Genomic DNA, 26,858 nt, shown 5'->3' on the forward strand with positions numbered 1-26,858 from the left:
GGGCACCGACGACGAGGAGCGAGCGCCATGACCACCGCATCGGACAACACGCAGCAGGGCGCCTCCCACCTCTATCGGGCCATGCGCGACTTTGTTCAGTCCTCGGACGACACGCTGCCCGGCAAGTTCGAGATCACCAAGGAAGGGATTGTCCACGACATGATGTCGCCCAGCGGTCGGCACGAGCTGACCACACTGCGGCTCCGGAAGCGCCTGGAAAAGGTGATGCCGGAAGAGATCGTGGCGCACACCGGTGAGCCGGACGTGGAGGACGAGCCCGAAGGTGTCATGCGGCGACCCGATCTGATGGTGATCGCCGAGGATGACATGGACATCGAGGGGTCGTTCGACGCCCGGTCGCTTATTGCAGCCGTCGAGGTCGTCTCCCGCTCCAACCCGGGCAACGACTGGGTGGGGAAAGTGCGCGACTACCCCCTGCTCGGCATCCCCGTCTACGCGGTCTTCGACCCCCGCACAGGCACCGGCGCCGTTTTCACGGACATCCACTCCACCCCGGACGGCCCCCGATACGCGGTGCGTAAGGACTTCGTCTACGGCGAGGACGTCACCATCGGCAAGTGGACCGTCTCGACGGCCGGACTGCCGCGCTACCAGGACGTCCCGGCGACGGAGGCAGGCACCGGAGGGGCGTGATCCGGAAACACGGGGAACGAATCCGGTCACCTTCACCGTAACCGCGCTCACCGGCTTGACCGACCCCCGGTCACTTCCGCGATGGTGCTCTCAAAGATCGTGGCGAAGAGTGAGCACGGGGTTGCACATGGCTGTCTCCGCACCGCGGACGCGTCAGTTCGAGGCGTTCGCGACGAACCTGTCGTATGCCCGGCGCATGGTGAAAGCGGGCCGGATGCTCTCGCCCTTCCGGTCACCCACGATCGACATCGACGACTTCTACCGGGCGGCCTGGGTCCAGGCCGTCGCCGCCATCGACCACTGGCTGCACGAGGAGGTGCTGCGCCGGGTGGCCGAACTGACGGCCAAGGACAGCCCCGAGATGCCGCCCCAGCTCCGGAGGTACGAACTTCCGCTGCACCGGGTCGAGGCGGTGCGGCGAGGCGAGGTCACGCTCTCCGAGGCCGTGGTGGAGCACCTGCGCGAGAAGCTCGCCGTGCAGGCGCTCCAGCACCCCGGAAAGATCTCCGAGGTGCTCAGGCTCGTGACGGAGAAGAAGGTCTGGTACGAGGCGGCCGGCTGTATCAACCAGCACTTCTTCCAGGGGCGCACCACCTTCAACGAGAAGAAGCTGCGCAGCCGGTACCTGGAGATCACCCAGCGCCGGAACCGGATCGCGCACGACGCCGACCTCGTCGACGGGGACCTGAAGCAGCGTCGTGCCATCGACGAGGCCGAAGTGACGGACGCCATCGACTGGATCGAGCGTATTGCTCTGGCCATCGCTCATGTGCTCGACGACAAAGGGTGACGTCGGCAGGCGTGCGGCTGGCGTCCGCTCGTCGTCCGGGTGACCGCTGAGGGTCAGCCGGACGATGCCGACGGCTGCGGGTTGCCCGGTGCTCCCGAGGGTGCCCCGCTGGGCGGTGCGCCGGTCGGTGCCCCGCTGGGGGGGGGCCGGCCGCCGCCCTCGGGGCCGCCACCGCCGCCCGGCGCGTTGCCCCCGGTGGGCTCGGTGCCGGTGTCGATGGGGACGGTCAGCTCGCCGTGTAGCCGGCCTTCACCGAGCCGGTCACGGTGGCGAGCTGGTGGACTCCGCCGTCGTCGCCGAAGACGTTGTCGGTCTTGAGGGTCAGCTGGGAGAGGTTCTTGACGGAGGACTCGTATCCGTCGGTGGCGAAGACGGTGTCGCAGGCGCTCTTGGGGACGGCCAGCTGGGACGTCGACAGGCGCTTGTCGTAGTCGGTGACCGAGTCGAGGCCGGGGTAGACCTCGAAGTGCACGTGCGGCCACCGGCCCGGGTAACAGGCGGGGAAGACGCTGACGAACTTCACCCGGCCCTCGTCGTCGGCGACCTGCACGCCGCGCAGGTAGTTCTCGTCCTCGATCCCGCTGGAGTACAGGGAGTAATTGCCGTCCCGGTCGCACTGCCAGGCGTAGACGGCGGCGCCGGTGAGCGGTTTGCCGCCGCCCGCGATGTCCAGCACCGTGAACTCGAAGGTGAAGGGGATGCCCGGGGCGGTGGTCGTCGAGTCGCCGAAGCTGGAGCGGATGTCCTGGCGCACGATTCCGTCCTGGTCCAGGACCTGGACCCCGTTGGTGCCGTCCGCCGGGTAGGGGCCGTTGGTCTCGTCGGGGATCTCGGTGAGGTCGGACGACGAGGACGAGGACGAGGACGAGGACGAGGAGGCGGTGGCCTTGCCCGTGGTGCTGCTGTCCGAGCCCGAGCCGCACGCCGCCAGCGCCGCCATGCCGCCGATCCCTCCGAGGAAGGACAGGGCCCGCCTGCGGGAGAGGGTGCCCAGGTCGAAGTTGAGCCCCTGGTCGACGACCTCTTCCCCGGGGTTCGGCAGCAGACGCCCCTGGTAGGCGGGGCCGTCGGGCGTCTGATTGGCTTTCGGCTTGCGCATGGGGCGCCTTCCGTCAGGTGACAGGTCCGTGGGGGTCGCACCGGGCTCCTGGAGCGGGGCGCCGGTGCCGACCTGCCGGTCAGCCTGGCAACGGTATCCATGACCCGGCTCTGCGCGGGTTGTGCGTCGGCTGTGAAAGGCTGTCGCCGCGCCGCCCCGAGGTGCGGGCCACGGGGGCCCTCCCGTGTGACAAGGACGGCCCCGCGGCCTCATAGGGTGGAGCCCATGACGGAACACCCCGCCCGGCGTCTGCTGCTGGTGCACGCGCACCCGGACGACGAGTCGATCAACAACGGCGTCACCATGGCCCGGTACGCGGCCGAAGGCGCCCGTGTGACGCTGGTGACCTGCACCCTGGGCGAGCGGGGCGAGGTCATCCCGCCCGAGCTGGCCCACCTGTCCGGAGCCGCCCTCGGCGGACACCGCAGGGATGAGCTGGCGGCCGCGATGGGCGCGCTCGGCGTCGACGACTTCCGGCTGCTCGGCGGGCCGGGACGGTTCGCCGACTCCGGGATGATGGGGCTGTCCGACAACGACGACCCCGCCTGCCTCTGGCAGGCCGACGTCGACCGGGCCGCCGAGCTGCTCGTCGAGGTGATCCGCGAGGTACGTCCCCAGGTGCTCGTCACCTACGACCCGGACGGCGGCTACGGCCACCCCGACCACATCCAGGCCCACCGCATCGCCATGCGCGCGGCGGAACTGGCGGCCGAGGCCGGGTGCCCGATCGCGAAGGTCTACTGGAACCGCGTCCCGCGCTCCTACGCCGAGGACGCCTTCGCCCGCCTCCGCGGCGACCTGCCGGGCCTGCCGTTCGAGAAGGCGGCAGGGGTCGAGGACGTGCCGGGCGTCGTCGACGACGAGCGGATCACCACCGAGATCCACGGCGAGGGCACCGCGTACGCCGCCGCCAAGGCCGCCGCGATGCGCGCGCACGCCACGCAGATCACGGTCGCCGAACCGTACTTCGTCCTCTCCAACGAACTGGCCCAGCCGATCCTCACCACCGAGTACTACGAGCTGGTGCGCGGTGAACGCGGTGAACGCGGTGAAGACGGCGGGGACGGACGCGAGAGCGATCTGTTCGCCGGGACCGAGGAGGCGTCGTGAGCAGCCGCGATGAGCCGACGACCTCCGCGCTGGCCCAGCCCCTGCGCGTGCCCTCGCTCGGACGGGCCGCGCTGTACCTGGGGCTCTTCGTGCTCGGCGCCGTCGTCGGGGCGGCGGGCGCGCTGACGCAGCCGGCCTGGTTCCCGGGCGGGCTGCTGCTCGCGCTGGCCGCCGAGGCGGGGCTGTGCGTCGGCGCGGGCCGGGCCGTGGGACGCCGGGGAGGAGCCGTCGCGCCGGCCGTCGGCTGGGCGCTCGCCGTGGTGCTGCTCACCACCAGCCGTCCGGAGGGCGACTTCCTGTTCGCCGCCGGCAGCGGTTCCTATCTCTTCCTGCTCGGCGGGATCGCCGTCGCTGTGATCTGCGCCACCCTCGCGCCGGTGCGGCAACCGGACGGCGGCTCTGTCCGACTTCGCAAGTGACGTACTACTTCGCCGTGCCGCGGGCGTGCGAGTCCGGTGTGGGTTTCCCCGGCGGTCACGGGATACACGCGAGAAGTGGCCAGTATGGTGGTGCGCGCCGCCGAGCCGCCCGCATGCTGGTGTGCCGGGCGGCGGAGCCAACCGGGAGAACCTGCCTTGAGTCGTGAAACTGACAGTTCGTCCTCCGGGCCCCACGGGCGCGGCGGAGCCGCATACCCGTCGGGCACCCCGCCCTACGGGACACCCACGGCTTCCGACGCCGGTGCGGACGCGGGCCGTTCGGCCGCGCGTCCGGAGGAGCGCAAGACCGAGACGACGCTGACGACCCGTATCCGGATCAACATCCCCGGATCGCGGCCCATTCCGCCGGTCGTCGTGCGCAAGCCCGTCACGGACGCCGAGGGCGCCGCCGGCGACCCGGAGACGACGGCCGAGCACCCCGCGCCGCCGGCGCCGAGCGCCGCGGCGCCCACGGGCGCCCCCGAGGCCCCCGCCGAACCCGCGCCGCCGGCCGAGGAGAAGCCGACCAGCGACTGGTTCGCGCCGCGCAAGTCCGGCCCGGCCAAGGGCGCTCAGGGCGGCGGATCCACCAACGGCGCCGGTCTGCCCGGCGGTTCGGCAGCGGCCGCCGGCGGTCCCGGCGCACCCGGCGCCGGTCCCGCGGGTGCGGGTGCTCCCGGAGCCGGTGCGCGACCGGGCGGCGGGAGTGGCCGTCCCGGTGGCGTCGTCGGCTCCATGACCGCACCCGGCGCCTCCCGGCCCGGGTCCGCGGGCGGCGCCGGTCGCTCCGGGGCGACCGGCGGGCCCGTCGCGCCCGGCCACGGCGGCGGCACCGGATCCTTCGACGTGACCGAGGCGCTGGCGGCCGGCCCGCTGGGCGGCAACGGCAACGGCAACGGCAACGGCAACCGCCCCCGGCCGGGCGCCGACACCGGTCCCGCGCCGCGCCGCGACGACCTCCCGTACTTCGCGGGGGAGGGGCAGGGCAACCAGGCCCCCGGCGCCCCCCACGGCCAACAGGGCGCCCAGCGCAACGGCGTGAACGGGCAGTCCCCGTACGGCGGCACCCAGAACCCCGCGGGCCCGACGAGCGGCCCGGCCACCGGCGACGGCCGGCTGTCGCCGCCCCCGGGCAGCGACATCGGCGGCCTCGGGATGTCCGGCGGCCCCGGAGCGCCCGGCGGCCGGCGCGAGCCCGCACCGAACGCCCTGCGCGGTCCGGGCGGTCCCGGTGGTCCAGGTGGTCCAGGCGGCCCGGGCAGGCCGGAGGGCACCGGCCCCGGCACCGTTCCCGGCGAGGGCCCCGACGCCGCCCGCCCCGGCCCCGGCGGCGGTCTCAGCGACGACACCGCGATCCTCACCCCGCAGCGCCCGGTTCCCCCCGGCTACGGCAACCCGGACAACATCTCCGGCAACACCGTCACCAGCGGCATCCCCGTCGTACCGAGCGAGCGCGGCGCGCCGTTCCAGGCCGCGTCCGGCGACGGGCCGCTGCCGCACACGCCGCCCAAGCTGCCCGAGCCGGTCGCCGCGCCGCCGGCGAGCTCCGCCAAGCCCGCCAAGAAGAAGGGGCGCAGGAAGCTCCCGCTGCTCGTCGGCGGCCTGGTCGTCGTCGCCGGTGTCACCTACGGCGCCGGCCTGCTCATGAACCGCTCGGACGTGCCGAAGGGCACCACCGTGCTCGGCGTCGACATCGGCGGCGGCACACGCGACGACGCCGTCGAGAAGCTGGACGACGCCCTCGGCGCCGGCGCGGCCAAGCCGCTCAAGCTCACGGTGGGCGGCGACACCGTCTCCCTGAAGCCCGACCAGGCGGGGCTCCAGCTCGACACGCAGGCCACGGCCAGCGCGGCGGCGACGAGCGACTACAACCCGATGTCCGTGATCGGCTCGCTCTTCGGCCAGAAGCGGGTCGTCGAACCGAAAATGCCCGTCGACGAGGAGAAGCTGCACGCCGCTCTGGAGGACGCCGCCGGCGGGGCCGGATCGGTGACCGAGGGCACGATCAAATTCGAGTCCGGCAAGGCCGTCCCCGTGTACGGCAAGGCGGGCAAGGGCATAGACGTCGCCAAGTCGACCGAGGCCGTGGCGGCCGCGTACCGCGCGCAGGTGGAGACGGGCACCGCCACCCAGGTGAACGTGCCGACGACCGCGCAGCAGCCCACGGTCTCCAAGGCCGAGGTCGACCGGATGCTGAAGGAGTTCGCCGAGCCGGCGATGTCGGCCAAGGTGACCGTGCAGACCGACGCCGCGCACTCCATCCCGTTGAGTCCGGAGAAGTCGCTGTGGAAGTTCCTCCGGGTCACGGCCGTGGACGGCAAGCTGGTCGACAAGCCCGACCTCAACGCCCTCAAGGAGCTGTACGGCGGGACGTTCGACGGCGTCCGCATCACCCGGGCCAACGGTGAGAAGACGGCCGTCACCCCCCAGGACGTCTACGGCGCCCTGCGCCAGGCCCTGAAGAGCAAGACCGACCGGGTGGCGGTCATCGAGACCAACCCCAGCTGACGGCACGCCAGGAGAGGGGCGCCCGGCACCCGCCGGGCGCCCCTCTCGTCGTACGGCGGCCGCATGACATCTGTCATCCGGCACTCGGGACCGCCGACACTGCCGGGCGCCCGCCAGCCACGGCCACGATGGGGCCATGACGAGGACAGCGGTGGTCGGGTTCGACCAGGTGACCAAGAGCTACGGCGACGTACGGGCCGTCGACGGGCTGACACTCGCCCTGCACCCCGGGGAGACGGTGGCCCTCCTCGGCCCGAACGGGGCAGGCAAGTCCACCACCCTGGACCTGCTGCTGGGCCTCAGGCGCCCCGACGGCGGCACCGTGCGCGTCTTCGGCACCGAACCACGCGAGGCCATCGTCGCCGGGCGGGTGGGCGCCATGCTGCAGAGCGGCGGCCTGATGGACGAGATCACGGTCGCCGAACTCGTCCGGCTCGCCTGCGCGCTGCACCCCAAGGCCTACCCGGCCGCCGACGTGCTGGCCCGCGCCGGACTCACGAAGATCGCCGACCGCAGGGTCGACAAGCTCTCCGGCGGTCAGGCCCAGCGGGTGCGCTTCGCGCTCGCCACCGCGGGCGACAGCGACCTGATCGTCCTGGACGAGCCCACCACCGGCATGGACGTCACCGCCCGCCAGGCCTTCTGGGCCACCATGCGCGAACAGGCCGACCAGGGGCGCACCGTGCTGTTCGCCACGCACTACCTGGAAGAGGCCGACGCCATCGCCGACCGGGTGCTGGTACTGCACCGCGGCCGGCTCCTCGCCGACGGCACCGCCGCCGAGATCAAGGCCAGGGCGGGAGCCCGCCGGATCTCCTTCGACCTGGACGGCGGCCCGGACGGCACGATCGACGAAGCGGCGCTGCGCACCCTGCCCTTCCTCACCTCGGTCACGGTGTCCAACAGCGGCTCCGCCGCGGGGTCCGCCCAGACCGTCCGCATCCAGTCCGCCGACGCCGACGCCACCGTGCACGCCGTGTACGGACTCGGCCTCTACCCCCGCAACCTCGAAGTCGCCGGACTCGGACTCGAGCAGGCCTTCGTCGCCCTCACCGCCGCCGAGGAGGCCAAGCAGCCGTGAACAGCCTGATCAAGCTCGAACTCACCCGCGCCCTGCGCAACCGCAAGTTCCTCTTCTTCTCGGTGATCTACCCCTCCGCCCTGTTCCTGCTGATCGCGGGCAGCGCGGACGCCACCACCGAGGTCGACGGCACCGGACTGACCCTGCCGACCTTCTTCATGGTCTCCATGGCCTCCTTCGGCGCCCTGACCGCCGTACTGATGGGCAACAGCGAACGCATCGCCAAGGAGCGCGAGAGCGGCTGGGTACGGCAACTGCGGCTGACCACCCTCCCGGGCCGCGGCTACGTCCTCGCCAAGACCGCGAGCGCCGCCGTCGTCAGCCTGCCCTCGATCGTCGTCGTCTTCGTCGTCGCCGCGGCCGTGAAGGACGTACGCCTGGACGCCTGGCAGTGGCTCGCCCTCACCGGCGTCATCTGGGCCGGCAGCCTGGTCTTCGCCGCCCTCGGGGTCGCCATCGGCTACCTGGCCAGCGGGGACGCCGTCCGCCCGATCACGATGATCGTGTACTTCGGCCTGTCCATGCTCGGCGGCCTGTGGATGCCCACCACCACCTTCCCGCAGTGGCTGCGGGACATCGCCGAGTGGCTGCCCACCCACGCGTACGCTGCCCTGGGGCAGGCGATCGAACAGAGTCACGCCCCGCACGCACAGGACCTCGCCGTCCTCGCCGTCTACTTCGTGCTCTTCGCGGGCGGCGCGGCCTGGCTGTACCGGAAGGACACGCTGAAGGCGTGAGCGGCGTCGGCATCGGGCAGCGCCCGGAGAATCGCAGGCAGAAGACCGTCAAGGTCATGTGGACCGCCATCTGGCTGGCCTACCTGGGCGCCCCCGTCAGCGACCTGCTGCACGGCGGTCACGCCGTCGGCGTCCAGGTCCTCGGCTGGATCGGCCTCGTCGCCTTCGTCGTCTGGTACATGCTGCTGCTCTTCCGCACCGGCCGCGGCGACCGGACCAACCTCGTCCTCGGCTCGCTCGCCGTCCTCGCGGCCCAGTCCACGCTCCTCGCCCTCACCCTGGGCCGCGAATGGCTGGTCCTCTTCGTGTACGTCTCGATCGCGTCCGGCGCCGCCCTGCCGCTGCGCCTGGCCCGCTGGACGATCCCGGGCGCCTCGGCGCTGCTGACGGCCCTCGCGTTCGCGGTGCCGGGCGGGACCTCGTTCATCGCCGGACTGCTGCTCCCGGCACTGCTGGGCGGCTTCGCCATGACCGGCGTACGCGAGCTGATCCGCACGACCATCGCGCTGCGCGAGGCGCGGGCCACCGTCGCCCAGCTCGCCGCCAACGAGGAGCGGCTGCGCCTCGCCCGCGACCTGCACGACCTGCTCGGCCACTCGCTCTCCCTGATCACCCTGAAGAGCGAGCTGGCCGGCCGCATGCTCCCCGACCGGCCCGACAAGGCCGCCCAGCAGGTCGCCGACATCGAACAGGTCAGCCGCCAGGCCCTCGTCGACGTCCGGGAGGCCGTCACCGGCTACCGCCGTCCCCGGCTCGCCGCCGAACTCGCGGGCGCGAAGGTCGCGTTGTCCGCCGCCGGGGTGGTCGCCGAACTGCCCGGCGAACCGGACCTGACCGGGGTCCCCGAGGACTCCGAGGCGGCCCTCGCCTGGGCGCTGCGCGAGGCGGTCACCAACGTCGTACGGCACAGTGGCGCCCGGCGCTGCGTCGTGGAGCTGCTCGACCGCCAGACGCTGGACGGTGCGGTGCTGGAACTGTCGGTGGAGGACAACGGCTCCGGCGGGCCCGCCTCCGCGAACGCCCCCGGCAACGGCCTCACCGGCCTCACCGAGCGCCTGGAGAAGGCGGGCGGCGCCCTGGAGGCGGGCGGGTCCCGCCGGGGATTCAGGCTGGTCGCCCGCGTTCCCGCCCATCTCGCCACCGACGTAGGATCCGGGGCATGAGCCGCACGATCAAGGTCCTGCTGGCGGAGGACCAGGCGATGGTCCGCGAGGCACTGGCCGCCCTGCTCGGCCTGGAGGAGGACATCGAGGTCGTCGCCCAGGTGGCCCGCGGCGACGAGGTGCTGGACGCCGCCCGCGCCCACGGCGTGGACGTGGCCCTGCTGGACATCGAGATGCCGGGCGCGACCGGTATCGAGGCGGCGGCCCTGCTCCACCGGGAGCTCCCGGCCGTGAAGCTGGTCGTCCTCACCACCTTCGGCCGCCCCGGCTATCTGCGCAGCGCCATGGAGTCCGGCGCCGACGCCTTCCTGGTCAAGGACGCCCCCGCGGCCCAACTCGCCGAAGCGGTACGCAAGGTGCTGGCGGGGGAGCGGGTCATCGACCCCACCCTGGCGGCGGCGGCCCTCGCCGGGGGCGCCAACCCCCTCACCGACCGCGAACGCGAGATCCTCCGCGCCGCCGCCGACGGCTCCACCAACGCCGAACTCGCCACCACCCTCCACCTCTCCCAGGGCACGGTCCGCAACTACCTCTCCACGGCCATCCAGAAGCTGGCGGTCAGGAACAGGGCGGAGGCAGTCCAGACAGCCAGAAACAAGGGCTGGCTGTAGAACAAGCCGCCCCCCGCCCCCCGCTCCGAGCTGCGGGCAGTCGTGCCTCCCCCAGTGCCTGAACGGCCTGGGAGGTGCCCCCAGGCGGCACGGGTGGGCGCAGACGGCACCCCGCCAGCGCCGGGCGCGCGACCCACCCCCCGGCCCACACCGCCCGGCGTTCAGTTCAACATCGCCCGAGCCACCCGCGCCTCCCCCCGCACCAGCTCCGCAGCCTCGTCGTCCACCGCCCCCACAACCTCCGCATACGCCTCCAACTCCCCGGCCCCCGCCGAGAACTCCCCCCGCTGCACAAGCAACCGCGCCCGCTCGTACCGCAACCGCGCCGCATGCGCCGGCAGCAGCAACGCCAGCTCGATCGCCCACAGCCCGACCGCCGACTGCTCCGGCCGCCCCGCCGCCCACGCCCGGATGTTGTTCAGCACCCGCGACACCACGTCCAACGGCGCCGCCGGTTCCAGCATCGACGGCCGCAGCTCCGCCCCCGTCGCCCCGGCGACCAGCACCTCCGCGTCCTTCCCGCTGAGCAGCCGCCCCCCGTCGAACGGATCGGCGAGCACCCGCTCCTCCCCGGGCCCGGACTCGGGCCCGAACTCCGCCCCGAACCCGACCACGAAGTGCCCCGGCAACGCCACCCCGTACACCGGCGCCCCCGCCCGCCGGGCCACCTCCAGCCACACCACCGACAGCAGGATCGGCAGCCCGCGCCGACGCCGCAGCACCTCGTGCAGCAACGACGACTCCAGCCGCTGGTAGTCCGCGGCGACCCCGTGGAACCCGTACCGCTCGCCGAGCAGGTCGCGCAGCGCCGTCGCCCAGGCCCGCGGCGTACCCGGCCGGAACGGCAGCTCTCCGGCCAGCCGGTCCAGCTCCACCTGTGCGGCGTCGAGACCCGCCTCGTCCAGCGTCCCGTCCCCCTCCGCGCCCATCAGCAGGCACAGCGTCGACAGGTCGGGCCGCTCGGAGCGCGCCTCTTCGGCGAACCGCCGCCGCAGTTCGGCCGAGCGTTCCGGCGACGGGGGGTGAGGGGGCGGGGAGTGATGCATGGCTTGCTCTTGCCCTTTCGCGGCGATCGGCTACCGGTCCGTCCCGGCGACTGGTTAGCGGCCCGTCCCGGCCTTCGCGGGCTCCCGGTAGTGGTGGTAGGCGTGGTGCGCGGCGAAGCCCATCCCGGCGTACAGCGCACGGGCTCCCGCGTTGTCCGTCTCCACCTGGAGCCACGCCGCCGACGCGCCCTCCTCGAGCGCCCGCCGGGCCAGCGCGGCCATCACGGCGGTCCCGAGCCCGCGGCGCCGCTGCGCGGGGTCGACCTCGACGGCGGCGAAGGAGGCCCACCGCCCGTCCACGACACACCGCCCGATCGCCGCCGGGCCGTCCGCACCGGGCACCGTCGCGAACCAGACCGACGGCCCGGCGCCCAGCACCCGCAGGGCCACCTCGCTGACGCCCTTGCGCTGGTACCGCGACAGCCAGGCCTCGTCCGCCTCCCGGGACAGGACCACACCGGTGCCCTCGGCCAGGTCGGCGACCGGTGCGAGCCCCCCGATCCACAGTTCGGCCGTCACCTCCCGCGCCCAGCCCCGCCGCTCCAGCTCCGCACACAGCAGCTCCTGCGTGCCCTCGGCGCCGGTCGCGGTCTGGACGTACGCGGGCAGCCCGCGCTCGCCGTACCAGCGCCGTACGGCCGTCAGCGCCTCGTCGAGGGGCAGCCCCGGATCGCCGAGCGGCAGGACGGAGTTGGCCCGCCGGGTGAAGCCCGCGGCCGCCCGCAGCTCCCACTCGCCGAGCCGCTCGCTCTCCACCGGGCGCCAGGCCCGCGCGGCGACCCGCGCCAGCTCCTCGTAGGACGCGGCGGGACCGCGACGGCGGGCGGGAGCGGGCGGCACGACCTTCCCGGCGACCAGCGCGGACTGGGCGACACGGACGGATTCGCCACTCTTCCGTGTGATTAGCAGCACACCGTCGGTCCATGATGTGAGAACGCCCACGGTGTCGGTGAACTTCTCACCCGCGACACGAGGTTCGCTCAAGCACCGCACCGAGACCCGTTTGCCCACGTCAGCAGTGGTGATACGGACCTCAAGACGTCCTGCGGCAGAGATTTCCACGGGTCGGTTCACCCCTCCTGTTCGGATCATGCCCAAGAACGGAGATACTAGGGGCGGGCATCGACGACGCCGCGCTCCCGCGCGCCAGGCGGCGGAGCCTGAGGAGGCCCGCCGGCGCCCAATCGAGGAGGAACGACAGCGTGACCTACGTCATCGCGCAGCCTTGTGTCGACTTGAAGGACAAGGCGTGCATCGAGGAGTGCCCGGTCGACTGCATCTACGAGGGCCAGCGGTCCTTGTACATCCACCCGGACGAATGCGTCGACTGTGGTGCCTGTGAGCCGGTCTGCCCGGTCGAGGCGATCTTCTACGAAGACGACACTCCGGAGGAGTGGAAGGACTACTACAAGGCGAACGTCGAGTTCTTCGACGAGCTCGGCTCGCCGGGCGGCGCCAGCAAGCTGGGGCTGATCGAGCGCGACCACCCCTTCGTCGCCGCGCTGCCGCCGCAGAACCAGTAAGAGCGGCCCGCACGCGCGCCGCCTCGGTCCCGTACGGCCTGATCGTCCTCGATCGGCGCGGTACGGGGCCGAGGCGTTTGCCGTACCGGGCGCCGACGAGGAAAGGGAGCCACCCACCGTGTCCGCAGTCTCCGAGCGTCTTCCCACCTTCCCCTGGGACAAGCTGGAGCCGTACAAGAAGACGGCCGCAGCCCATCCCGGCGGCATCGTCGACCTCTCGGTCGGCACCCCGGTCGACCCGGTCCCCGAGCTGATCCAGAAGGCCCTGATCGACGCGGCGGACTCCCCGGGCTACCCGACCGTCTGGGGCACCCCGGCGCTGCGCGACGCGATCACCGGCTGGGTGGAACGACGCCTCGGCGCCCGCGACGTCACCCACCGCCACGTGCTCCCCATCGTGGGCTCCAAGGAACTCGTCGCCTGGCTCCCGACCCAGCTGGGCCTCGGCCCCGGCGACCGGGTGGCCTTCCCGCGCCTGGCCTACCCGACCTACGAGGTCGGCGCGCGCCTGGCCCGCGCTCGGTACGAGGCGTACGAGGACCCGACGGAGCTGGACCCGGCGGGGCTGAAGCTCCTGTGGCTCAACTCCCCGTCGAACCCGACCGGCAGGGTCCTGTCCAAGGCCGACCTGACCCGGATCGTGGCCTGGGCCCGCGAGCACGGCGTCCTCGTCGTCTCCGACGAGTGCTACCTGGAGCTGGGCTGGGAGGCCGACCCGGTCTCGGTCCTGCACCCCGACGTCAGCGGCGGCTCCTACGACGGCCTGGTCGCCGTCCACTCCCTCTCCAAGCGCTCCAACCTCGCGGGCTACCGCGCGGCCTTCCTGGCAGGCGACCCTGCGGTCCTGGGCCCGCTGCTGGAGATCCGCAAGCACGGCGGCATGATGACGTCGGCGCCGACCCAGGCGGCCGTGGTGGCCGCCCTCGGCGACGACGAGCACGTCCGGGTCCAGCGCGAGCGCTACGCGGCCCGCCGCGCGGTCCTGCGCGAGGCACTGCTCGGACACGGCCTCCGCATCGAGCACAGCGAGGCCGGCCTCTACCTCTGGGCCACCCGCGACGAGTCCTGCTGGGACACGGTCGCCCACCTGGCCGACCGCGGCATCCTGGTGGCCCCCGGCGACTTCTACGGCCCGGCCGGCGACCACTTCGTCCGCGTGGCCCTGACCGCGACGGACGAGCGCGTCGCGGAGGCGGTGCGGCGCCTGTAGCCCGCCGCACGCAAAACGCCGGGGTCCGGGGAACGAACCCCGGGCCCCGGCGCCGTACGAGCGCGGCGCGGGCGCCGTCAGCCGAGCGGCAGCCCCTGCACCGGCAGGCCGCCCTTGCCCAGCGCGTCCGTCGGCAGGCCGCCCTTGGTGGCGGTCTTCGTCGTGTCACCGACGATGTCCCCGGCGGAGCCCGCCGCGTCCCCGGCGGCGTTCTGCGCGGCCGGCACGGCCTTCTTGACGGCCTTGCCACCGGTGTCACCCGCGGTCTCGGTGACGTTCTGGGCCGCCGAGGCAGCGGAGTCGACGGGGCTGGCGACATTCGCCCCGTCCAGGGCGGTCAGCCCCCCGAGGTTCGGGGTGGCGGGCAGTTCGGGAGCCGCGCTGGCGGAGCCGGCCGCACCGACCCCGGCAGCCGCTCCCGCAGCGACGAGCAGCGCGGCACGGGCGATCCGGCGGGTCAGGGGGAGGGACATGATGCTCCTTCGACGGAAGTCAACGATGGGTGTTCCGACCGTGCCCGGCGAGTGATCGACCGGGCCCGGACGCAGTGACTACCGCTCGAGGGCCACGAAGGTTGCGGCGACCCAACGTAAAGAGTTGGTAATGCATCGCATTATCAGGTGCACAGAAAAACGGGCAAATGGGCGCCGGTCGGAAAGCCTGCTGAATCCTTACGCCCCTTGATCCTTCTGGGCACTCACGCATTCGGGGGTGGTGGCGCGAAAACGCGTGCTCCACGTCGACCCGACGCCTGCGCGGGTAACTCGCGGGGGTGACGGCTCGTACGGGCGAGCGCTACCAGGCCGACGTGATCCGCACCGGCCCCGCCGCCCGCTCCGCGCCCTTGGCGCCCTCGGTGCCCGTCGGGTACCACTTGCTGTCGGTGTTGCCCGCGGTCCACTCCCGGCCCGCGTAGGAGACCCGTTGGATGTGCAGCGCGGAGGCGTTCGCCACCGCCCAGTGCGCCAGCTGCCAGCCGCGCCTGTCGGGCTCCCCCGCCGCGTCCGGACCGTTGCCGCCCGGCACCGGCACCGTCACGGTCCGCTCGTCGGACCCGGACCCGGACCCGGCCGCGGGCCCGGTGGAGGCGTCGGCGTCCGCTTCCGCGCCGGCCGGCTGGAGCACCGCGTGCCCGAAGTCCCGCACCAGCGCCGCGCGTACCGCGTCCGGCCCCTTCTCCCGGGTCGCGCCGGGGCGCCCGTCGCAGGTCAGCGTCGCCGCGGACCGTCCGGTGAGCGCGGCGGCGAGCAGCTCGGCGTCCGGTTCGTGCTTGGCGTACGCGTACGGGAAGGCGCTGCGCTGCACGCGCTGGGCCGCGTCGGTCAGCGGCAGGTCGAGGTAGCCGGGGATCTCGAGCAGGTGGTCGTAGAACATGCCCGCCGAGTACGCCGGGTCCATGATCTCCTTCGGCGTGCCCCAGCCCTGCGACGGCCGCTGCTGGAACAGGCCGAGCGAGTCCTTGTCGCCGTGGTCCAGGTTGCGCAGCGTCGACTCCTGGAGGGCGGTCGCCAGCGCGATCGTCACCGCCCGGTCCGGCAGCTCGCGTGCCGTGCCCACGGCGGTGATCGTCGCCGCGTTCACCGCCTGCTCCGGCGTGAACTCGTAGGTCGTCCGGGCGTCGCCCCCGCCGGCGGAGGCCACCCTGCACCCCGGAGCGCCCGCGCCTCCGGCGACGTACTGCACCGCCAGATAACCGGCGACCGCGAGCAGGACCATGGAGGCGGCACCGGAACGGGCGAGGCGGCCATGGCGTTTGCGGGGTGGGGACGGCTGAAGCACGCGTACAAGGTACTGGAGGGTAGGGTCCGGTGTACGCCGGGTGGGCACAGTGCCCGAAAGGGCACGGGCGCTAGGGTCGGACCCATGGCCGATACCCCGCTTGACCTCACGCTTGACGCCGCGGAGCTTACCGCGCGGCTCGTCGACCTCCCGTCCGTCAGCGGCACCGAGGAGCCGCTGGCGGACGCGATCGAGAGCGCCCTGCGTGCGCTGCCGCACCTGTCGGTCGAGCGGTACGGCAACAACGTCGTCGCCCGCACGGAGCTGGGCCGGGCGGAGCGGGTCGTCCTGGCCGGCCACATCGACACCGTGCCCATCGCCGACAACGTCCCCTCCCGGCTCGACGAGGACGGCGTCCTGTGGGGCTGCGGCACCTGCGACATGAAGGCGGGCGTCGCCGTCCAACTGCGCATCGCGGCGACCGTCCCGGCCCCCAACCGCGACCTGACCTTCGTCTTCTACGACAACGAGGAGGTCGCCGCCGAGCTGAACGGCCTGAAGCACGTCGCCGAGGCGCACCCCGAGTGGCTCGAGGGCGACTTCGCGGTGCTCCTCGAACCGTCCGACGGCCAGGTGGAGGGCGGCTGCCAGGGCACCCTGCGGGTGCTGCTGAAGACGACCGGCGAGCGGGCGCACTCGGCGCGCTCCTGGATGGGCTCCAACGCCATCCACGCCGCCGCCCCGATCCTCGCGCGCCTGGCGGCGTACGAGCCCCGCTACCCCGTCATCGACGGCCTGGAGTACCGCGAGGGCCTCAACGCGGTCGGCATCACCGGCGGGGTGGCGGGCAACGTCATCCCCGACGAGTGCGTGGTCACGGTCAACTTCCGCTACGCCCCGGACCGCAGCCCCGAGGAGGCCCTGGCGCACGTGCGCGAGGTCTTCGCCGACTGCGGGGTGACGGACTTCGTGGTCGACGACCACAGCGGCGCGGCCCTGCCCGGCCTGTCCCACCCGGCCGCGGCGGCCTTCATCGACGCGGTGGGCGGCACCCCGCAGCCCAAGTACGGCTGGACGGACGTGTCGCGTTTCTCCGCGCTCGGCGTCCCGGCGGTCAACTACGGCCCGGGGAACCCGCACTTGGCGCACAAGCGCGACGAGCGGGTCGAGGTGAAGAAGATCCTGGCGGGGGAGGAGCGGCTGCGGTCGTGGCTGACGGCATGATCCAACGCGGGTTTATGTCGCTGCGTGGCGGACATGCTGAGGTCCCTCGTACGTAACCCGCGTAGATCTACGCTGAGGTGGAAGAACCTGCAACTGGAGGGAGCGCGCATGGCTACCGGCAACCCCGAGGGCAAGAAGCGGCCACCGGAGGAGCAGCGCCTGGGCCCTGTCCTCCGGCGGCGGGACCAGGTCCAGAAGAGCACCACGGACCAGCGGCTGCTGGACGAGCGTGCGCCGACGGACTGGGTGCACACCGACCCCTGGCGGGTCCTGCGCATCCAGTCGGAGTTCATCGAGGGCTTCGGCACGCTGGCCGAACTCCCGCCCGCCATCAGCGTCTTCGGCTCCGCCCGTACGGCGGTGGACTCACCTGAGTACGAGGCGGGCGTGCGGCTGGGCCGCGGCCTGGTGGAGGCGGGCTTCGCCGTCATCACCGGCGGCGGGCCCGGCGCCATGGAGGCGGCCAACAAGGGCGCCCTGGAGGCCAAGGGCACCTCGGTCGGCCTCGGTATCGAACTGCCCTTCGAGCAGGGCCTCAACGCCTACGTCGACATCGGCCTGAACTTCCGGTACTTCTTCGTCCGCAAGATGATGTTCGTGAAGTACGCGCAGGGCTTCGTCGTCCTGCCCGGCGGCCTCGGCACCCTCGACGAACTCTTCGAGGCCCTCACCCTGGTGCAGACCCAGAAGGTGACCCGCTTCCCCATCGTCCTGTTCGGCTCCGAGTACTGGGGCGGCCTGGTCGACTGGCTCCGGGGCACCCTGGTGGCCCAGGGCAAGGCCGCGGAGAAGGACCTCCTGCTCTTCCACGTCACGGACGACGTGGACGAGGCGGTGGCCCTGGTCTCCAAGGAGGCGGGCCGGTAGCGGACCGTCACGGGCGGGGGTGAGGTCCTAGGCGAGCCCCCGCCGCGCCACCGCGGGCGCCCGGTGGCCGGCGATCGTCGCCACCATGTCCAGCACCTGCCGCGTCTCAGCCACCTCGTGCACCCGGTACACCCGCGCCCCCAGCCACGCCGACACCGCCGTCGTCGCCAGCGTGCCGATCAGCCGTTCCTTCACCGGGCGGTCCAGGGTCTCGCCGACGAAGTCCTTGTTGGACAGCGACACCAGCACCGGCCACCCCGTCTCCACCATCTCCTCGAGCCGCCGGGTCGCCTCCAGGCTGTGCCGCGTGTTCTTCCCGAAGTCGTGCCCCGGATCGATCAGCACCGACTCCCGCGGCACCCCCAGCTCCACCGCCCGCTCGGCCAGCCCCAGCGTGATCCGGAGAATGTCGGCCACGACGTCGTCGTACGTCACCCGGTGCGGCCGGGTGCGCGGCTCAGCGCCCCCGGCATGCGTGCACACCAGCCCCACCCCGTACCGCGCCGCGACCTGAGCGAGCTTCGGGTCGACGCCGCCCCACGCGTCGTTCAGCAGGTCCGCCCCCGCCTCGCACACGGCCTCGCCGACGTCGTGCCGCCAGGTGTCCACGCTGATCACGACGTCCGGGAAGCGCCGCCGCACCTCCGCGACGAACCCCACCGTCCGCCGCGCCTCCTCCTCGGCCGACACCTCGTCCCCGGGCCCGGCCTTCACCCCGCCGATGTCGATGATCGCGGCGCCCTCGGCCACCGCCTGGTCCACGCGCGTGAGGGCGGGCTCGTCGCGGAAGGTGGCCCCCTGGTCGTAGAAGGAGTCCGGGGTCCGGTTCACGATCGCCATGATCACCGGTTCGTGCGCCGCGAATTCACGCCTGCCCAGCCTGAGCATCCCCTGTGACATCTCCTCGTCCACACCGTTCTCTCGTCCCGCTCTCGGCTGCGCGTCCCACAGCCCGGGCAGCGGTCCTTCGACGGCCGCGGCCCCGACTGTCAGACTCGCATGGCACGATCGGACCCGGCACAACCGACTCCGACTCCGATCCAACCAGCCACGCGATCCGCCGCACCGGCGCGATCGCCGCGCTCGACCCGACCATGGGGGCCCCAGCGATGGTCATGTTCCTGTTCCTCGTCATCGCGCTGGCCGTCGTGGTGGCCGCCGTGACGCTCGCCGTGGTGGGCGGCGGCGACAGCGGGCCGCTGCCCGACGCCGAACCCGAGCGCGTGCGGGACGCACTGCCCCCGGACCGCCCGGTGGGCCGCGGCGACGTCGAGCGGCTGCGCTTCCCGCTCGTGGTCCGCGGCTACCGCATGGCGGAGGTCGACGACGCCCTCGGCCGCCTCGGCGCCGAGCTGGCCGAGCGCGACGCCCGGATCGCCGACCTGGAGTCCGCGCTGGCGGGCGCCCGGGCCGCGGTGGCCCACCGCCACGTCGTCATGGACAAGCCGGCCCAGGAGGAGCAGCAGTGAGCGCCGGGGAGGCCGTCGCGGGCCCCGACGGCGCGCTGCGCTGCCCGTGGGCCCTGTCCACCGCGGACTACGTCACGTATCACGACGAGGAGTGGGGCCGCCCGGTCCACGGCGACGACGCCCTGTACGAGCGGCTCAGCCTGGAGGCCTTCCAGTCCGGCCTGTCCTGGATCACCATCCTGCGCCGCCGCACCGGGTTCCGTACCGCCTTCGCCGACTTCGAGATCGCCGAGGTGGCGGCCTTCACCGACGAGGACCGCGAGCGTCTGCTCGCCGACGCCGGCATCATCCGCAACCGCGCCAAGATCGACGCGACCCTCGCCAACGCGCGCGTGCTGACCGAGTGGGCCCCCGGCGACCTGGACGAGCTGATCTGGTCGCACGCCCCGGAGCCGGCCGGGCGACCGGCCCCGAAGACCCTCGCCGACGTCCCGGCCGTCACACCCGAGTCCACGGCGCTGTCCAAGGCCCTGAAGAAGCGGGGCCTGCGCTTCGTCGGCCCGACGACGGCGTACGCGCTGATGCAGGCGTGCGGACTGGTCGACGACCACCTGGCGTCGTGCGTGGCCCGCCGGGCCTAGGGGGTGTCGTTTGGATCTTGCCGGGGTCGCGGGGTCTGGCACGCACATCTGCGGCGTTGTCGTCGGTTGCCAGGGCTCCGCCCTGTCGCCCTCCTCCGCCTTGCAGCTGCACGCACCAGACCCCGCTCGGGTCGGCAACAAGGCACCGTTGCCTGGAGCCGTCCTGATCCAAACGACACCCCCTAGGGGCCGCCGCTCATCGGCCCAGGTAGCGCGGCTTCTCCTTGTTGACGAACGCCTGCACCGCGATCGCGTGGTCCTCCGAGGAACCCGCCCGCGACTGCAGCTCGTCCTCCTTGTCCAGCGTCTCGGAGAGCGAGTGCGTCAGCCCGTACGCCATCGCCTCCTTCAGCGCCGCGTAGGCCACCGTCGGCCCCTCGGCCAGCGCCCGCGCCGTCTTCTCCGCCTCGGCGCGCAGCTCGGCGGCGGGCACGACCCGGGTGGCGATGCCCAGCTCGTACGCCTCCTGCGCGCCGATGCTGCGCGGGAAGAGCAGCAGGTCCGCGGCGCGCCCGGGACCCACGACACGCGGGAGCGTCCAGGAGATCCCGGAGTCGGCGGTGAGCGCCACCCCCGCGAAGGACGTGTTGAACGCCGCCGTGTCCGCGACGACGCGGTAGTCCGCCGCCAGCGCGAAACCGAGGCCCGCCCCGGCCGCCACGCCGTTCACGGCGGCCACCACCGGCTTCTCGGCACCGGCGAGCGCCCGCACGATCGGGTTGTAGTGCTCGCGCACCGTGCTCATGGTCTGCCCCGAGCCCGTCTCCCGGTCGGCGGCCAGCAGCCCGACGTGCTCCTTGAGGTCCTGCCCGACACAGAACGCCCGCTCCCCGGCCGCCGTCAGCAGCACCGCCCGTACGGCGTCGTCCGCCGCCGCGGAGCGCACCGCGTCCCGGAGCGCGACCTTGGTCTCGATGTTCAGCGCGTTCATCGCCTCGGGGCGGTTCAGCGTGATCGTCGCGAGCCCGTCGCTCACCTCGTAGAGCACGGTGTCGGCCATGGAAATCCCCTCCGCGTAGTGGCGTGTGTCCGCAGACAGCATGACGGAGATCACCGGCGACGGATCGCTCGGGAGATGTGACCTGCGTCAAAGAATTCCGGTCCGTTTCCATTCGGCAGAAGTGGGTGAGGGCGCGCAGTATCGCAGTCACATCGCCGAATTGAGTGGTTTTGCTCGCGCGCGTTGCCCAAGCGATGCCGACCGATGTTGGTCATCGGGTCCTTGGATGCGGGATAATGGCTGGGAAGCAATGTGTTCGATGCCGGTGTCGCGCGTCCAAGCCGGACTGCGCGTGCCCTCACGGGCCGTCGGCGGTGACGGTGAGCTGGTATCAGGAAGGGGAACGAGCATGGCGGCCATGAAGCCGCGGACGGGCGATGGCCCGCTCGAGGTGACCAAGGAGGGGCGGGGCATCGTCATGCGCGTTCCGCTCGAAGGCGGCGGGCGGCTCGTCGTCGAGCTGACCCCCGATGAGGCCGACGCGCTCGGCGACGCCCTCAAGAAGGTCGTCGGCTGACGCGCGAGCGACCACACCCGTTCAGTCGCCCCGGTACCGGACATGGTGCCGGGGCGATTGTTCTTCCTCGGCGCCCGGCGATTTTTTCAGGCTGTACGCCTTCTTCGGCGCTTCACGTTTCTCCGGCGCTTGTGCTCAGCGCGTGGCCTCAGCGCGTCGCCTCGGCGCATGTCCCAACGCCTGTCCTCAGCGCTTGACGGCGCACAGCAGCCCGTCGCCGACCGGAAGCAGTGACGGCACCAGCTCCTGGCTCTCCCGCACCGCGCGCAGCAGCTCCCGCAGCCGCAGCACTTCGGTGGGCTGCGGTCCGGAGTCGATCGTCCGGCCGGCGCCGAAGACGCCCTCGAAGGCGACGAGACCTCCGGGACGCAGCAGGCGCAACGATTCGGCGAGATAGTCCAGGTACTCCAGCCGGTCGCCGTCGCAGAAGACGAGGTCGTAGCCGGCGTCCGTGAGCCGGGGCAGCACGTCCAGGGCGCGCCCGGGAATGAACCGGGCCCGGTTGCTGGCGAATCCCGCGGCACGGAAGGCCTGGCGGGCGAACTGCTGGTGTTCCGGCTCCGGGTCGACCGTGGTCAGTACGCCGTCCGGCCGCATTCCGTGCAGCAGATGGATCCCGGAGACGCCGCAGCCGGTGCCGATCTCCGCGACCGCCTTGGCGTCCACGGTGGCGGCGAGCAACCCCAGGGCGGAGCCCGTGCCTGGGGTCACCGAGCGCAGGCCCGCCTCGCGGGCCCGGTCGCGTGCCCAGAGCAGCGCGTCGTCCTCGGCGACATAGGCGTCGGCGAACGCCCAGCTCGTCTGCCGGTTGCCGGTAATGACCCTCTCCTGTCCCCGTTGTTGCCTCGGCGTGACTGTATCCGTTGCCGTCGGGAACCCGCAGATGGGACCAGTCGTTTAAAAGGGGAGAGCAAAGAGACGACTGGGCGGCCGGGGCCGCGACGGGGGGCGGCGAATGGGTCAGGGTGCCGGGCAGGTGGCGACGCGGCCGGACGAGCGGTGCCGGCCCAGATCAAATTCTCGTAAAACCGCTTATCCGGAGCTAACGGGCGAGGTGGCTATGGTAGGGGCTCCACTGGACACCACCAGAGCCGACAGGGGAGGTGCGGCCGCACCCGCGGATCGGGGCGGAGTGCTGCGGCGCTTCCTCGGATCGGCAGGCAGGCCGAAATCCGTGAACGACACCGCTGCTGACCACAGCCACGCCGACGGTCCCACCACGGGACACACCCAGACCGCGACCTTCTCCAGCGACGCGGACGGGCAGGCGTGGACTCCGCCCACCTGGGAGGAGATCGTCAGCACCCACAGTGGTCGCGTCTACCGCCTCGCCTACCGCCTCACGGGCAACCAGCACGACGCCGAGGACCTCACCCAGGAGGTCTTCGTCCGCGTCTTCCGGTCGCTGTCGACCTACACTCCGGGCACCTTCGAGGGCTGGCTCCACCGCATCACCACCAATCTCTTCCTGGACATGGTCCGTCGCAAGCAGCGCATCCGGTTCGACGCGCTCGGCGACGACGCGGCCGAGCGCCTGCCCAGCAAGGAGCCCACCCCGCAGCAGCTCTTCCACGACGCGCACTTCGACGCGGACGTCCAGCAGGCGCTGGACACCCTCGCGCCCGAGTTCCGCGCCGCCGTCGTCCTGTGCGACATCGAGGGGCTGTCCTACGAGGAGATCGCCGCGACGCTCGGCGTCAAGCTCGGCACGGTCCGCTCCCGTATCCACCGGGGCCGTTCCCAGCTGCGCAAGGCCCTCGCGCACCGTTCGCCCAAGGCGCGTGCGGAGCGTCGCTCGTTCGCGACCGGTGTTCCCGCACTGGGAGGAGGGGGCACGAGCGCGTGAGTGGGTCACGGCCTGAGTCCGAGGGACACCTCGCAGAGCAGCATCTGGGAGACCGACTCTCCGCCCTGGTGGACGGAGAGCTCGGTCATGACGCGCGTGAGCGCGTACTGGCGCACGTGGCCACCTGCCCGAAGTGCAAGGCGGAGGTCGACGCGCAGCGCCGGTTGAAGAACGTCTTCGCGGAGTCGGCCCCGCCGGCCCCGTCGGAGAGCTTCCTGGCCCGCCTCCAGGGACTCCCCGGGGGCGGAGACACGGACGGTGGCGGCTCACCGCTCGCCGGGCTGTCCGGAGGGTTCAACACCTCCGGGGGCTCCGGTGTCTTCGGCACCAAGCGGGGCGAGCGGTTCGAGTTCGACTACGTCCCCGCCCGCTCGCACGCCTCCGTGCTGGCGCCGTCCGCACCGGGGCGGGGCTTCCGGATCCACGACGTGAGCAGGCAGGAGTCCGAGCGGTCGGCCTCGCGCGGCATGCGGTTCGCCTTCGCCGCCGCCGGGGCGGTGTCGCTGGCCGCGATCGCGCTGGGCGGCGTCACCCTCGGCACGCCGGACACCACCACCGCCGAGGCACGCGGCGCGGGCAGCGGCAGCAATGTGACGCCGATGCGCACCCAGGGCTCCGGAGCGGCCACCAGCCCCGAGAGTCAGCGCCGCCGCACGGGCGGTCCGCTGCTCGGACAGGGCCAGCGGGCGCAGGGCGACACCGCCGTCGCGCCCACCACGGCCTCCGCGCCGCTGCTGCCCGGCATGCCGGCCCCCGCCGCGGGCGATGCGCGGCAGCAGGCCATGCGCGCGCTGACCACTCCGGTGACGGCCGGCGCCGCCGCCATGTCCCCGTTGATACGTCCGCTGGAAGCCGTTCCGCCGCTCGCCCTGACCTCCTGGTCGGCGGCTCCCGAGGTCAGGCCGCCCAGCCTGCTCGCCGCCCCCGACCCGGCTCCGTCCCCCTACCCGGCGGCTTCACCGACCGCCTCCTACCCTCCGGTTCGCTGACGGGATCTGCGCGCCGGCCCGCGAACCTGATTGAATCCGGGTTGGCGCCAGAGCCCTTGGAGCCGACGATCTGCGGCCGGGTGCGGGGGAGAACATGAACGAGGGGAAGTCCACGAAGGCGAAGTGGTGGAGTCGTCCCCGCTCGTCCGAAGACACGCCCGACGGCGACTTCGAACTGGAGCGCCCAGACCCGGCCCACGGGGGCGACTTCGAGCTGGAACGCCCGGTGCCGGCCCGCGTCACCGACGAGGGGGACTACGAGCTGGACCTGCCGTCGACCCAGCCGACCGACCAGAACGCGGCCGGGCCGGCGACCACGAACGCCGGTCCGTCCCCGCGGGCAGGCAGTGACGCCGCGTCGGCCTCGGACGCCGGAGCGCACCGGCAGGCGGGTTTCGACGACGCGGACCGGGCCGTGGAAACGGGGGCGCACCGGCAGGTGGGTTCCGACGATGCCAAGTCCGCCGATGCCGGTCGCCACCCGCACGTGGATGCCGCCGCGGCCGGGGACGGCACGCCGGCCCCCGAGACCACGCCCGAGCGTCCCAAGCCCCTGCACGAACCCGACCCGTACAGCACCCCGCCGTACGGCGAACCGGGCCCCTGGGCCCCCGCTCCGCCGGTCCAGCACCCGGCGTCGACACCGGCACACGGCACGTTGACGCCGACCCCACACACCCCGACCACACCCCCGCCGGGCACGGTGGCGACGGACCCGCATGCCCCGGCTCCGCACACCCCGGCCCCGCACACTCCGGCCCCGTCCGTGCCGGGCACGGTGGCGGCGGACCCGCATGCCCCGGCTCCGCACACCCCGGCCCCGCACACTCCGGCCCCGCATGCATCGGCCTCGTCCGTGCCGGGCACGGTGGCGGCGGGCCCGCATGCCCCGGCTCCGCACACTCCGGCCCCGCATGCATCGGCCCCGTCCGTGCCGGGCGCGGTGGCGGGGGGCCCGCACTCCCCTGCCCAGTCCGCGGCGGGCCCGCACGCGTCGGCTCCGTCCGCTCCGGCCGTGCCCTCACCGGCGCCGTCCGCGCCCGGCGCGGTGGCACCGGGCCCGCACACTTCGGCTACACCGGCGTCCGGCACGGTGGCGGCGGGCCCGCATGGCCCTGCCCCGTCCGCGCCGGCCATGGCCCCGCCGGCCCCGGCCGCGGTGGCGTCGGTGGTGCCGCCTTCCGGTGCGGTGCCCGACCCGTCGTTCGCGGATGCCCCGCCTCCGGTGCTGCCGGCGCAGCATCCGGAGGCGTCGCCGGAGCAGGACGCGGTGTCCCACGGCTCTGCCGCGCCCGCTGTCCCGGCCCCGGCCGACGCCTCGCCTTCCGGCGCGTCGCCGACGGGAGCCTCCGACCCGTGGACGGGGCCGACGGCTCCCGGTACGGCCCCGGGGACGGGCGCCGATCCCGCCGCCGATCCCTGGGGGCGCTACGACCCCTGGGCCGCCGCACCCCTGAACCACGACGACGCGGCCGGCGGGACGCCGAAGCGGCGACGCGGGCGGACGACGAAGGCGCTCGTCGGCGGGGCGCTGCTCATCGCCCTGGTCTCCGGCGGCATCGGCGGCGCCATGGGCGCGTACCTGGAGCGCAACGGCGGCGTGGGGACGGTCGAGCTCCCGCAGACCGGCCCGGAGGCGGCGAAGCGGGCGCCGGACAGCGTCGCAGGCATCGCCGCGCGGGCCCTGCCCAGCGTGGTGACGCTGCACGTGAACGGCAGCGACGCGGCCGGCACCGGCACCGGCTTCGTACTCGACGGCCGCGGCCACATCCTGACCAACAACCACGTCGTGGAGCCCGCCGGCTCCGGCGGCGAGATAACCGTGACCTTCAACAGCGGCGACACCGCCGAGGCCACCGTCGTCGGCCGCGACAGCGGATACGACCTCGCCGTGGTGAAGGTCAAGGGCGTCAGCGGCCTCACCCCCATGCCCCTCGGCAACTCCGACAATGTGCGGGTCGGCGACCCCGTCGTCGCCATCGGCGCCCCCTTCGACCTGGCCGGCACGGTCACCTCCGGCATCATCAGCGCCAAGGAACGGCCCATCACCGCCGGCGGCGAGGAGGGCGACGGCAGCGACGTCTCGTACGTGGACGCCCTGCAGACCGACGCGCCCATCAACCCCGGCAACTCCGGCGGCCCCCTCCTGGACGCACAGGGCCGGGCCATCGGCATCAACTCCGCCATCCGCTCCGCCGACAGCGGCAGCGCCGAGTCGGACGGCGGCCAGGCCGGTTCCATAGGCCTCGGCTTCGCCATCCCCATCAACCAGGGCAAGCGCGTCGCCGAGGAGCTGATCAACACCGGCAAGGCCGCCCACCCCGTCATCGGCATCACCCTCGACATGAGCTACACGGGCGACGGCGCCCGCGTGGGCGACAAGGGCGGCGACGGCGGTCCCGCGGTCACCACCGGCGGCCCCGGCGCCACGGCCGGCATCAAGCCCGGGGACGTGATCACCGCGGTCGACGGACAGCGCGTGCACTCCGGCGAGGAACTCATCGTCAAGACCCGCGCCCACCGCCCCGGCGACCGTCTGGAGCTGACCCTCGAGCGCGGCGGCAAGGAGACGAAGGTCTCACTGGTGCTGGGCTCCTCCGGCGGGGACTGACCGTCGCGCAGGGCCCGACAAGGCACCAGGAAGGCAAACAATTCGGAAAGCGCCCGCATACACGCACTCGGGGCTCACGGGACG

27 protein-coding genes are annotated in these 26,858 nt (G+C 73.0%); 19 read left to right on the top strand and 8 right to left on the bottom strand.

Translation table 11 applies throughout. The features are described from left to right. Positions 1-27 precede the first annotated feature (27 nt). On the top strand, positions 28-654 hold the full coding sequence (locus ACGH7X_RS25540) for a Uma2 family endonuclease (RefSeq protein ID WP_399888379.1): 627 nt from the start codon (positions 28-30) through the stop codon (positions 652-654). 127 nt (positions 655-781) lie between these two features. Further along, the gene (locus tag ACGH7X_RS25545) at positions 782-1,444 is read left to right on the top strand and encodes a hypothetical protein (protein WP_399888382.1); all 663 of its coding nucleotides are present in this window, start codon (positions 782-784) and stop codon (positions 1,442-1,444) included. Positions 1,445-1,670: 226 nt separating this feature from the next. Here ACGH7X_RS25545 and ACGH7X_RS25550 read toward each other — a convergent pair whose 3' ends face one another. After that, positions 1,671-2,543: a 3,4-dioxygenase subunit beta gene (locus tag ACGH7X_RS25550; RefSeq protein ID WP_399888385.1), complete on the bottom strand. Its 873-nt coding sequence runs from the start codon at positions 2,541-2,543 to the stop codon at positions 1,671-1,673. 225 nt (positions 2,544-2,768) lie between these two features. Here ACGH7X_RS25550 and mshB point away from each other — a divergent pair, with 225 nt between their 5' ends. The 7 genes from mshB to ACGH7X_RS25585 all read left to right on the top strand — a co-directional run bounded on the left by mshB (position 2,769) and on the right by ACGH7X_RS25585 (position 10,172). Beyond that, complete coding sequence (gene mshB, locus ACGH7X_RS25555) at positions 2,769-3,653, top strand: N-acetyl-1-D-myo-inositol-2-amino-2-deoxy-alpha-D-glucopyranoside deacetylase (RefSeq protein WP_399888388.1); 885 nt, start codon at positions 2,769-2,771, stop codon at positions 3,651-3,653. Beyond that, complete coding sequence (locus tag ACGH7X_RS25560) at positions 3,650-4,072, top strand: DUF6113 family protein (protein WP_399888391.1); 423 nt, start codon at positions 3,650-3,652, stop codon at positions 4,070-4,072. The genes mshB and ACGH7X_RS25560 overlap by 4 nt, the downstream gene beginning before the upstream one ends. A gap of 156 nt (positions 4,073-4,228) precedes the next feature. After that, positions 4,229-6,580, top strand: coding sequence for a hypothetical protein (locus tag ACGH7X_RS25565; protein WP_399888394.1), 2,352 nt, complete (start codon positions 4,229-4,231; stop codon positions 6,578-6,580). A 136-nt stretch (positions 6,581-6,716) separates the two neighbouring features. Next, positions 6,717-7,661, top strand: a complete 945-nt coding sequence (locus ACGH7X_RS25570; RefSeq protein WP_399888397.1) for an ABC transporter ATP-binding protein — start codon at positions 6,717-6,719, stop codon at positions 7,659-7,661. Next, the gene (locus ACGH7X_RS25575; protein ID WP_399888400.1) at positions 7,658-8,398 is read left to right on the top strand and encodes an ABC transporter permease; all 741 of its coding nucleotides are present in this window, start codon (positions 7,658-7,660) and stop codon (positions 8,396-8,398) included. Before ACGH7X_RS25570 ends, ACGH7X_RS25575 begins: the two co-directional genes overlap by 4 nt. Further along, positions 8,395-9,561, top strand: a complete 1,167-nt coding sequence (locus ACGH7X_RS25580; RefSeq protein WP_399888403.1) for a sensor histidine kinase — start codon at positions 8,395-8,397, stop codon at positions 9,559-9,561. Before ACGH7X_RS25575 ends, ACGH7X_RS25580 begins: the two co-directional genes overlap by 4 nt. Further along, positions 9,558-10,172 (top strand): response regulator, encoded by a 615-nt coding sequence (locus tag ACGH7X_RS25585; protein ID WP_399888406.1) that lies wholly within the window; start codon positions 9,558-9,560, stop codon positions 10,170-10,172. The genes ACGH7X_RS25580 and ACGH7X_RS25585 overlap by 4 nt, the downstream gene beginning before the upstream one ends. A gap of 161 nt (positions 10,173-10,333) precedes the next feature. Here ACGH7X_RS25585 and ACGH7X_RS25590 read toward each other — a convergent pair whose 3' ends face one another. Both ACGH7X_RS25590 and ACGH7X_RS25595 read right to left on the bottom strand, forming a co-directional pair. Continuing rightward, positions 10,334-11,218: a transglutaminase-like domain-containing protein gene (locus tag ACGH7X_RS25590; RefSeq protein ID WP_399888410.1), complete on the bottom strand. Its 885-nt coding sequence runs from the start codon at positions 11,216-11,218 to the stop codon at positions 10,334-10,336. 54 nt (positions 11,219-11,272) lie between these two features. Next, positions 11,273-12,280, bottom strand: coding sequence for a GNAT family N-acetyltransferase (locus ACGH7X_RS25595; RefSeq protein WP_399888413.1), 1,008 nt, complete (start codon positions 12,278-12,280; stop codon positions 11,273-11,275). A 140-nt stretch (positions 12,281-12,420) separates the two neighbouring features. On the opposite strand from ACGH7X_RS25595, the gene fdxA reads away from it, so the two are divergent. Both fdxA and ACGH7X_RS25605 read left to right on the top strand, forming a co-directional pair. Further along, a complete protein-coding gene (gene fdxA, locus ACGH7X_RS25600; protein ID WP_217165050.1) occupies positions 12,421-12,741 on the top strand; it encodes a ferredoxin in 321 nt (106 codons plus the stop codon). A gap of 118 nt (positions 12,742-12,859) precedes the next feature. Then, on the top strand, positions 12,860-13,951 hold the full coding sequence (locus ACGH7X_RS25605) for a bifunctional succinyldiaminopimelate transaminase/glutamate-prephenate aminotransferase (RefSeq protein ID WP_399888417.1): 1,092 nt from the start codon (positions 12,860-12,862) through the stop codon (positions 13,949-13,951). A gap of 77 nt (positions 13,952-14,028) precedes the next feature. Here the strand turns inward: ACGH7X_RS25605 and ACGH7X_RS25610 are convergent, their stop codons facing one another. Together ACGH7X_RS25610 and ACGH7X_RS25615 are read right to left on the bottom strand one after the other, a co-directional pair. After that, on the bottom strand, positions 14,029-14,424 hold the full coding sequence (locus tag ACGH7X_RS25610; protein ID WP_399888420.1) for an ATP-binding protein: 396 nt from the start codon (positions 14,422-14,424) through the stop codon (positions 14,029-14,031). A 322-nt stretch (positions 14,425-14,746) separates the two neighbouring features. Then, the gene (locus ACGH7X_RS25615; protein WP_399897338.1) at positions 14,747-15,667 is read right to left on the bottom strand and encodes a heavy metal transporter; all 921 of its coding nucleotides are present in this window, start codon (positions 15,665-15,667) and stop codon (positions 14,747-14,749) included. Positions 15,668-15,814: 147 nt separating this feature from the next. On the opposite strand from ACGH7X_RS25615, the gene dapE reads away from it, so the two are divergent. Next, positions 15,815-16,894: a succinyl-diaminopimelate desuccinylase gene (dapE, locus tag ACGH7X_RS25620; RefSeq protein WP_399888423.1), complete on the top strand. Its 1,080-nt coding sequence runs from the start codon at positions 15,815-15,817 to the stop codon at positions 16,892-16,894. Between the two features lie 108 nt (positions 16,895-17,002). After that, positions 17,003-17,761: a TIGR00730 family Rossman fold protein gene (locus ACGH7X_RS25625; protein WP_399888427.1), complete on the top strand. Its 759-nt coding sequence runs from the start codon at positions 17,003-17,005 to the stop codon at positions 17,759-17,761. Between the two features lie 27 nt (positions 17,762-17,788). Here the strand turns inward: ACGH7X_RS25625 and folP are convergent, their stop codons facing one another. Continuing rightward, complete coding sequence (gene folP, locus ACGH7X_RS25630) at positions 17,789-18,649, bottom strand: dihydropteroate synthase (protein ID WP_399888429.1); 861 nt, start codon at positions 18,647-18,649, stop codon at positions 17,789-17,791. Positions 18,650-18,870: 221 nt separating this feature from the next. Between folP and ACGH7X_RS25635 the strand changes: the two genes are divergently transcribed. Together ACGH7X_RS25635 and ACGH7X_RS25640 are read left to right on the top strand one after the other, a co-directional pair. Beyond that, positions 18,871-19,230, top strand: a complete 360-nt coding sequence (locus tag ACGH7X_RS25635; protein ID WP_399888432.1) for a DivIVA domain-containing protein — start codon at positions 18,871-18,873, stop codon at positions 19,228-19,230. Continuing rightward, complete coding sequence (locus ACGH7X_RS25640; RefSeq protein ID WP_399888435.1) at positions 19,227-19,811, top strand: DNA-3-methyladenine glycosylase I; 585 nt, start codon at positions 19,227-19,229, stop codon at positions 19,809-19,811. The genes ACGH7X_RS25635 and ACGH7X_RS25640 overlap by 4 nt, the downstream gene beginning before the upstream one ends. A 196-nt stretch (positions 19,812-20,007) precedes the next feature. Here the strand turns inward: ACGH7X_RS25640 and ACGH7X_RS25645 are convergent, their stop codons facing one another. Next, positions 20,008-20,811: an enoyl-CoA hydratase/isomerase family protein gene (locus ACGH7X_RS25645; RefSeq protein ID WP_399888438.1), complete on the bottom strand. Its 804-nt coding sequence runs from the start codon at positions 20,809-20,811 to the stop codon at positions 20,008-20,010. A 349-nt stretch (positions 20,812-21,160) separates the two neighbouring features. Between ACGH7X_RS25645 and ACGH7X_RS25650 the strand changes: the two genes are divergently transcribed. Then, the gene (locus tag ACGH7X_RS25650) at positions 21,161-21,328 is read left to right on the top strand and encodes a DUF3117 domain-containing protein (protein ID WP_003966491.1); all 168 of its coding nucleotides are present in this window, start codon (positions 21,161-21,163) and stop codon (positions 21,326-21,328) included. 186 nt (positions 21,329-21,514) lie between these two features. Here ACGH7X_RS25650 and ACGH7X_RS25655 read toward each other — a convergent pair whose 3' ends face one another. Then, complete coding sequence (locus tag ACGH7X_RS25655; RefSeq protein ID WP_399897341.1) at positions 21,515-22,213, bottom strand: O-methyltransferase; 699 nt, start codon at positions 22,211-22,213, stop codon at positions 21,515-21,517. A 289-nt stretch (positions 22,214-22,502) separates the two neighbouring features. Between ACGH7X_RS25655 and sigE the strand changes: the two genes are divergently transcribed. From sigE to ACGH7X_RS25670, 3 genes are all read left to right on the top strand, one after another. After that, positions 22,503-23,174: an RNA polymerase sigma factor SigE gene (gene sigE / locus ACGH7X_RS25660; RefSeq protein WP_399888440.1), complete on the top strand. Its 672-nt coding sequence runs from the start codon at positions 22,503-22,505 to the stop codon at positions 23,172-23,174. Then, the gene (locus ACGH7X_RS25665; RefSeq protein ID WP_399888443.1) at positions 23,171-24,163 is read left to right on the top strand and encodes a zf-HC2 domain-containing protein; all 993 of its coding nucleotides are present in this window, start codon (positions 23,171-23,173) and stop codon (positions 24,161-24,163) included. Before sigE ends, ACGH7X_RS25665 begins: the two co-directional genes overlap by 4 nt. 868 nt (positions 24,164-25,031) lie before the next feature. Continuing rightward, a complete protein-coding gene (locus ACGH7X_RS25670) occupies positions 25,032-26,774 on the top strand; it encodes a trypsin-like peptidase domain-containing protein (RefSeq protein ID WP_399897344.1) in 1,743 nt (580 codons plus the stop codon). The last annotated feature ends 84 nt before the right edge of the window (positions 26,775-26,858 follow it).

Source organism: Streptomyces sp. BBFR51 (assembly GCF_044591655.1).
Taxonomy (GTDB): Bacteria; Actinomycetota; Actinomycetes; order Streptomycetales; family Streptomycetaceae; genus Streptomyces.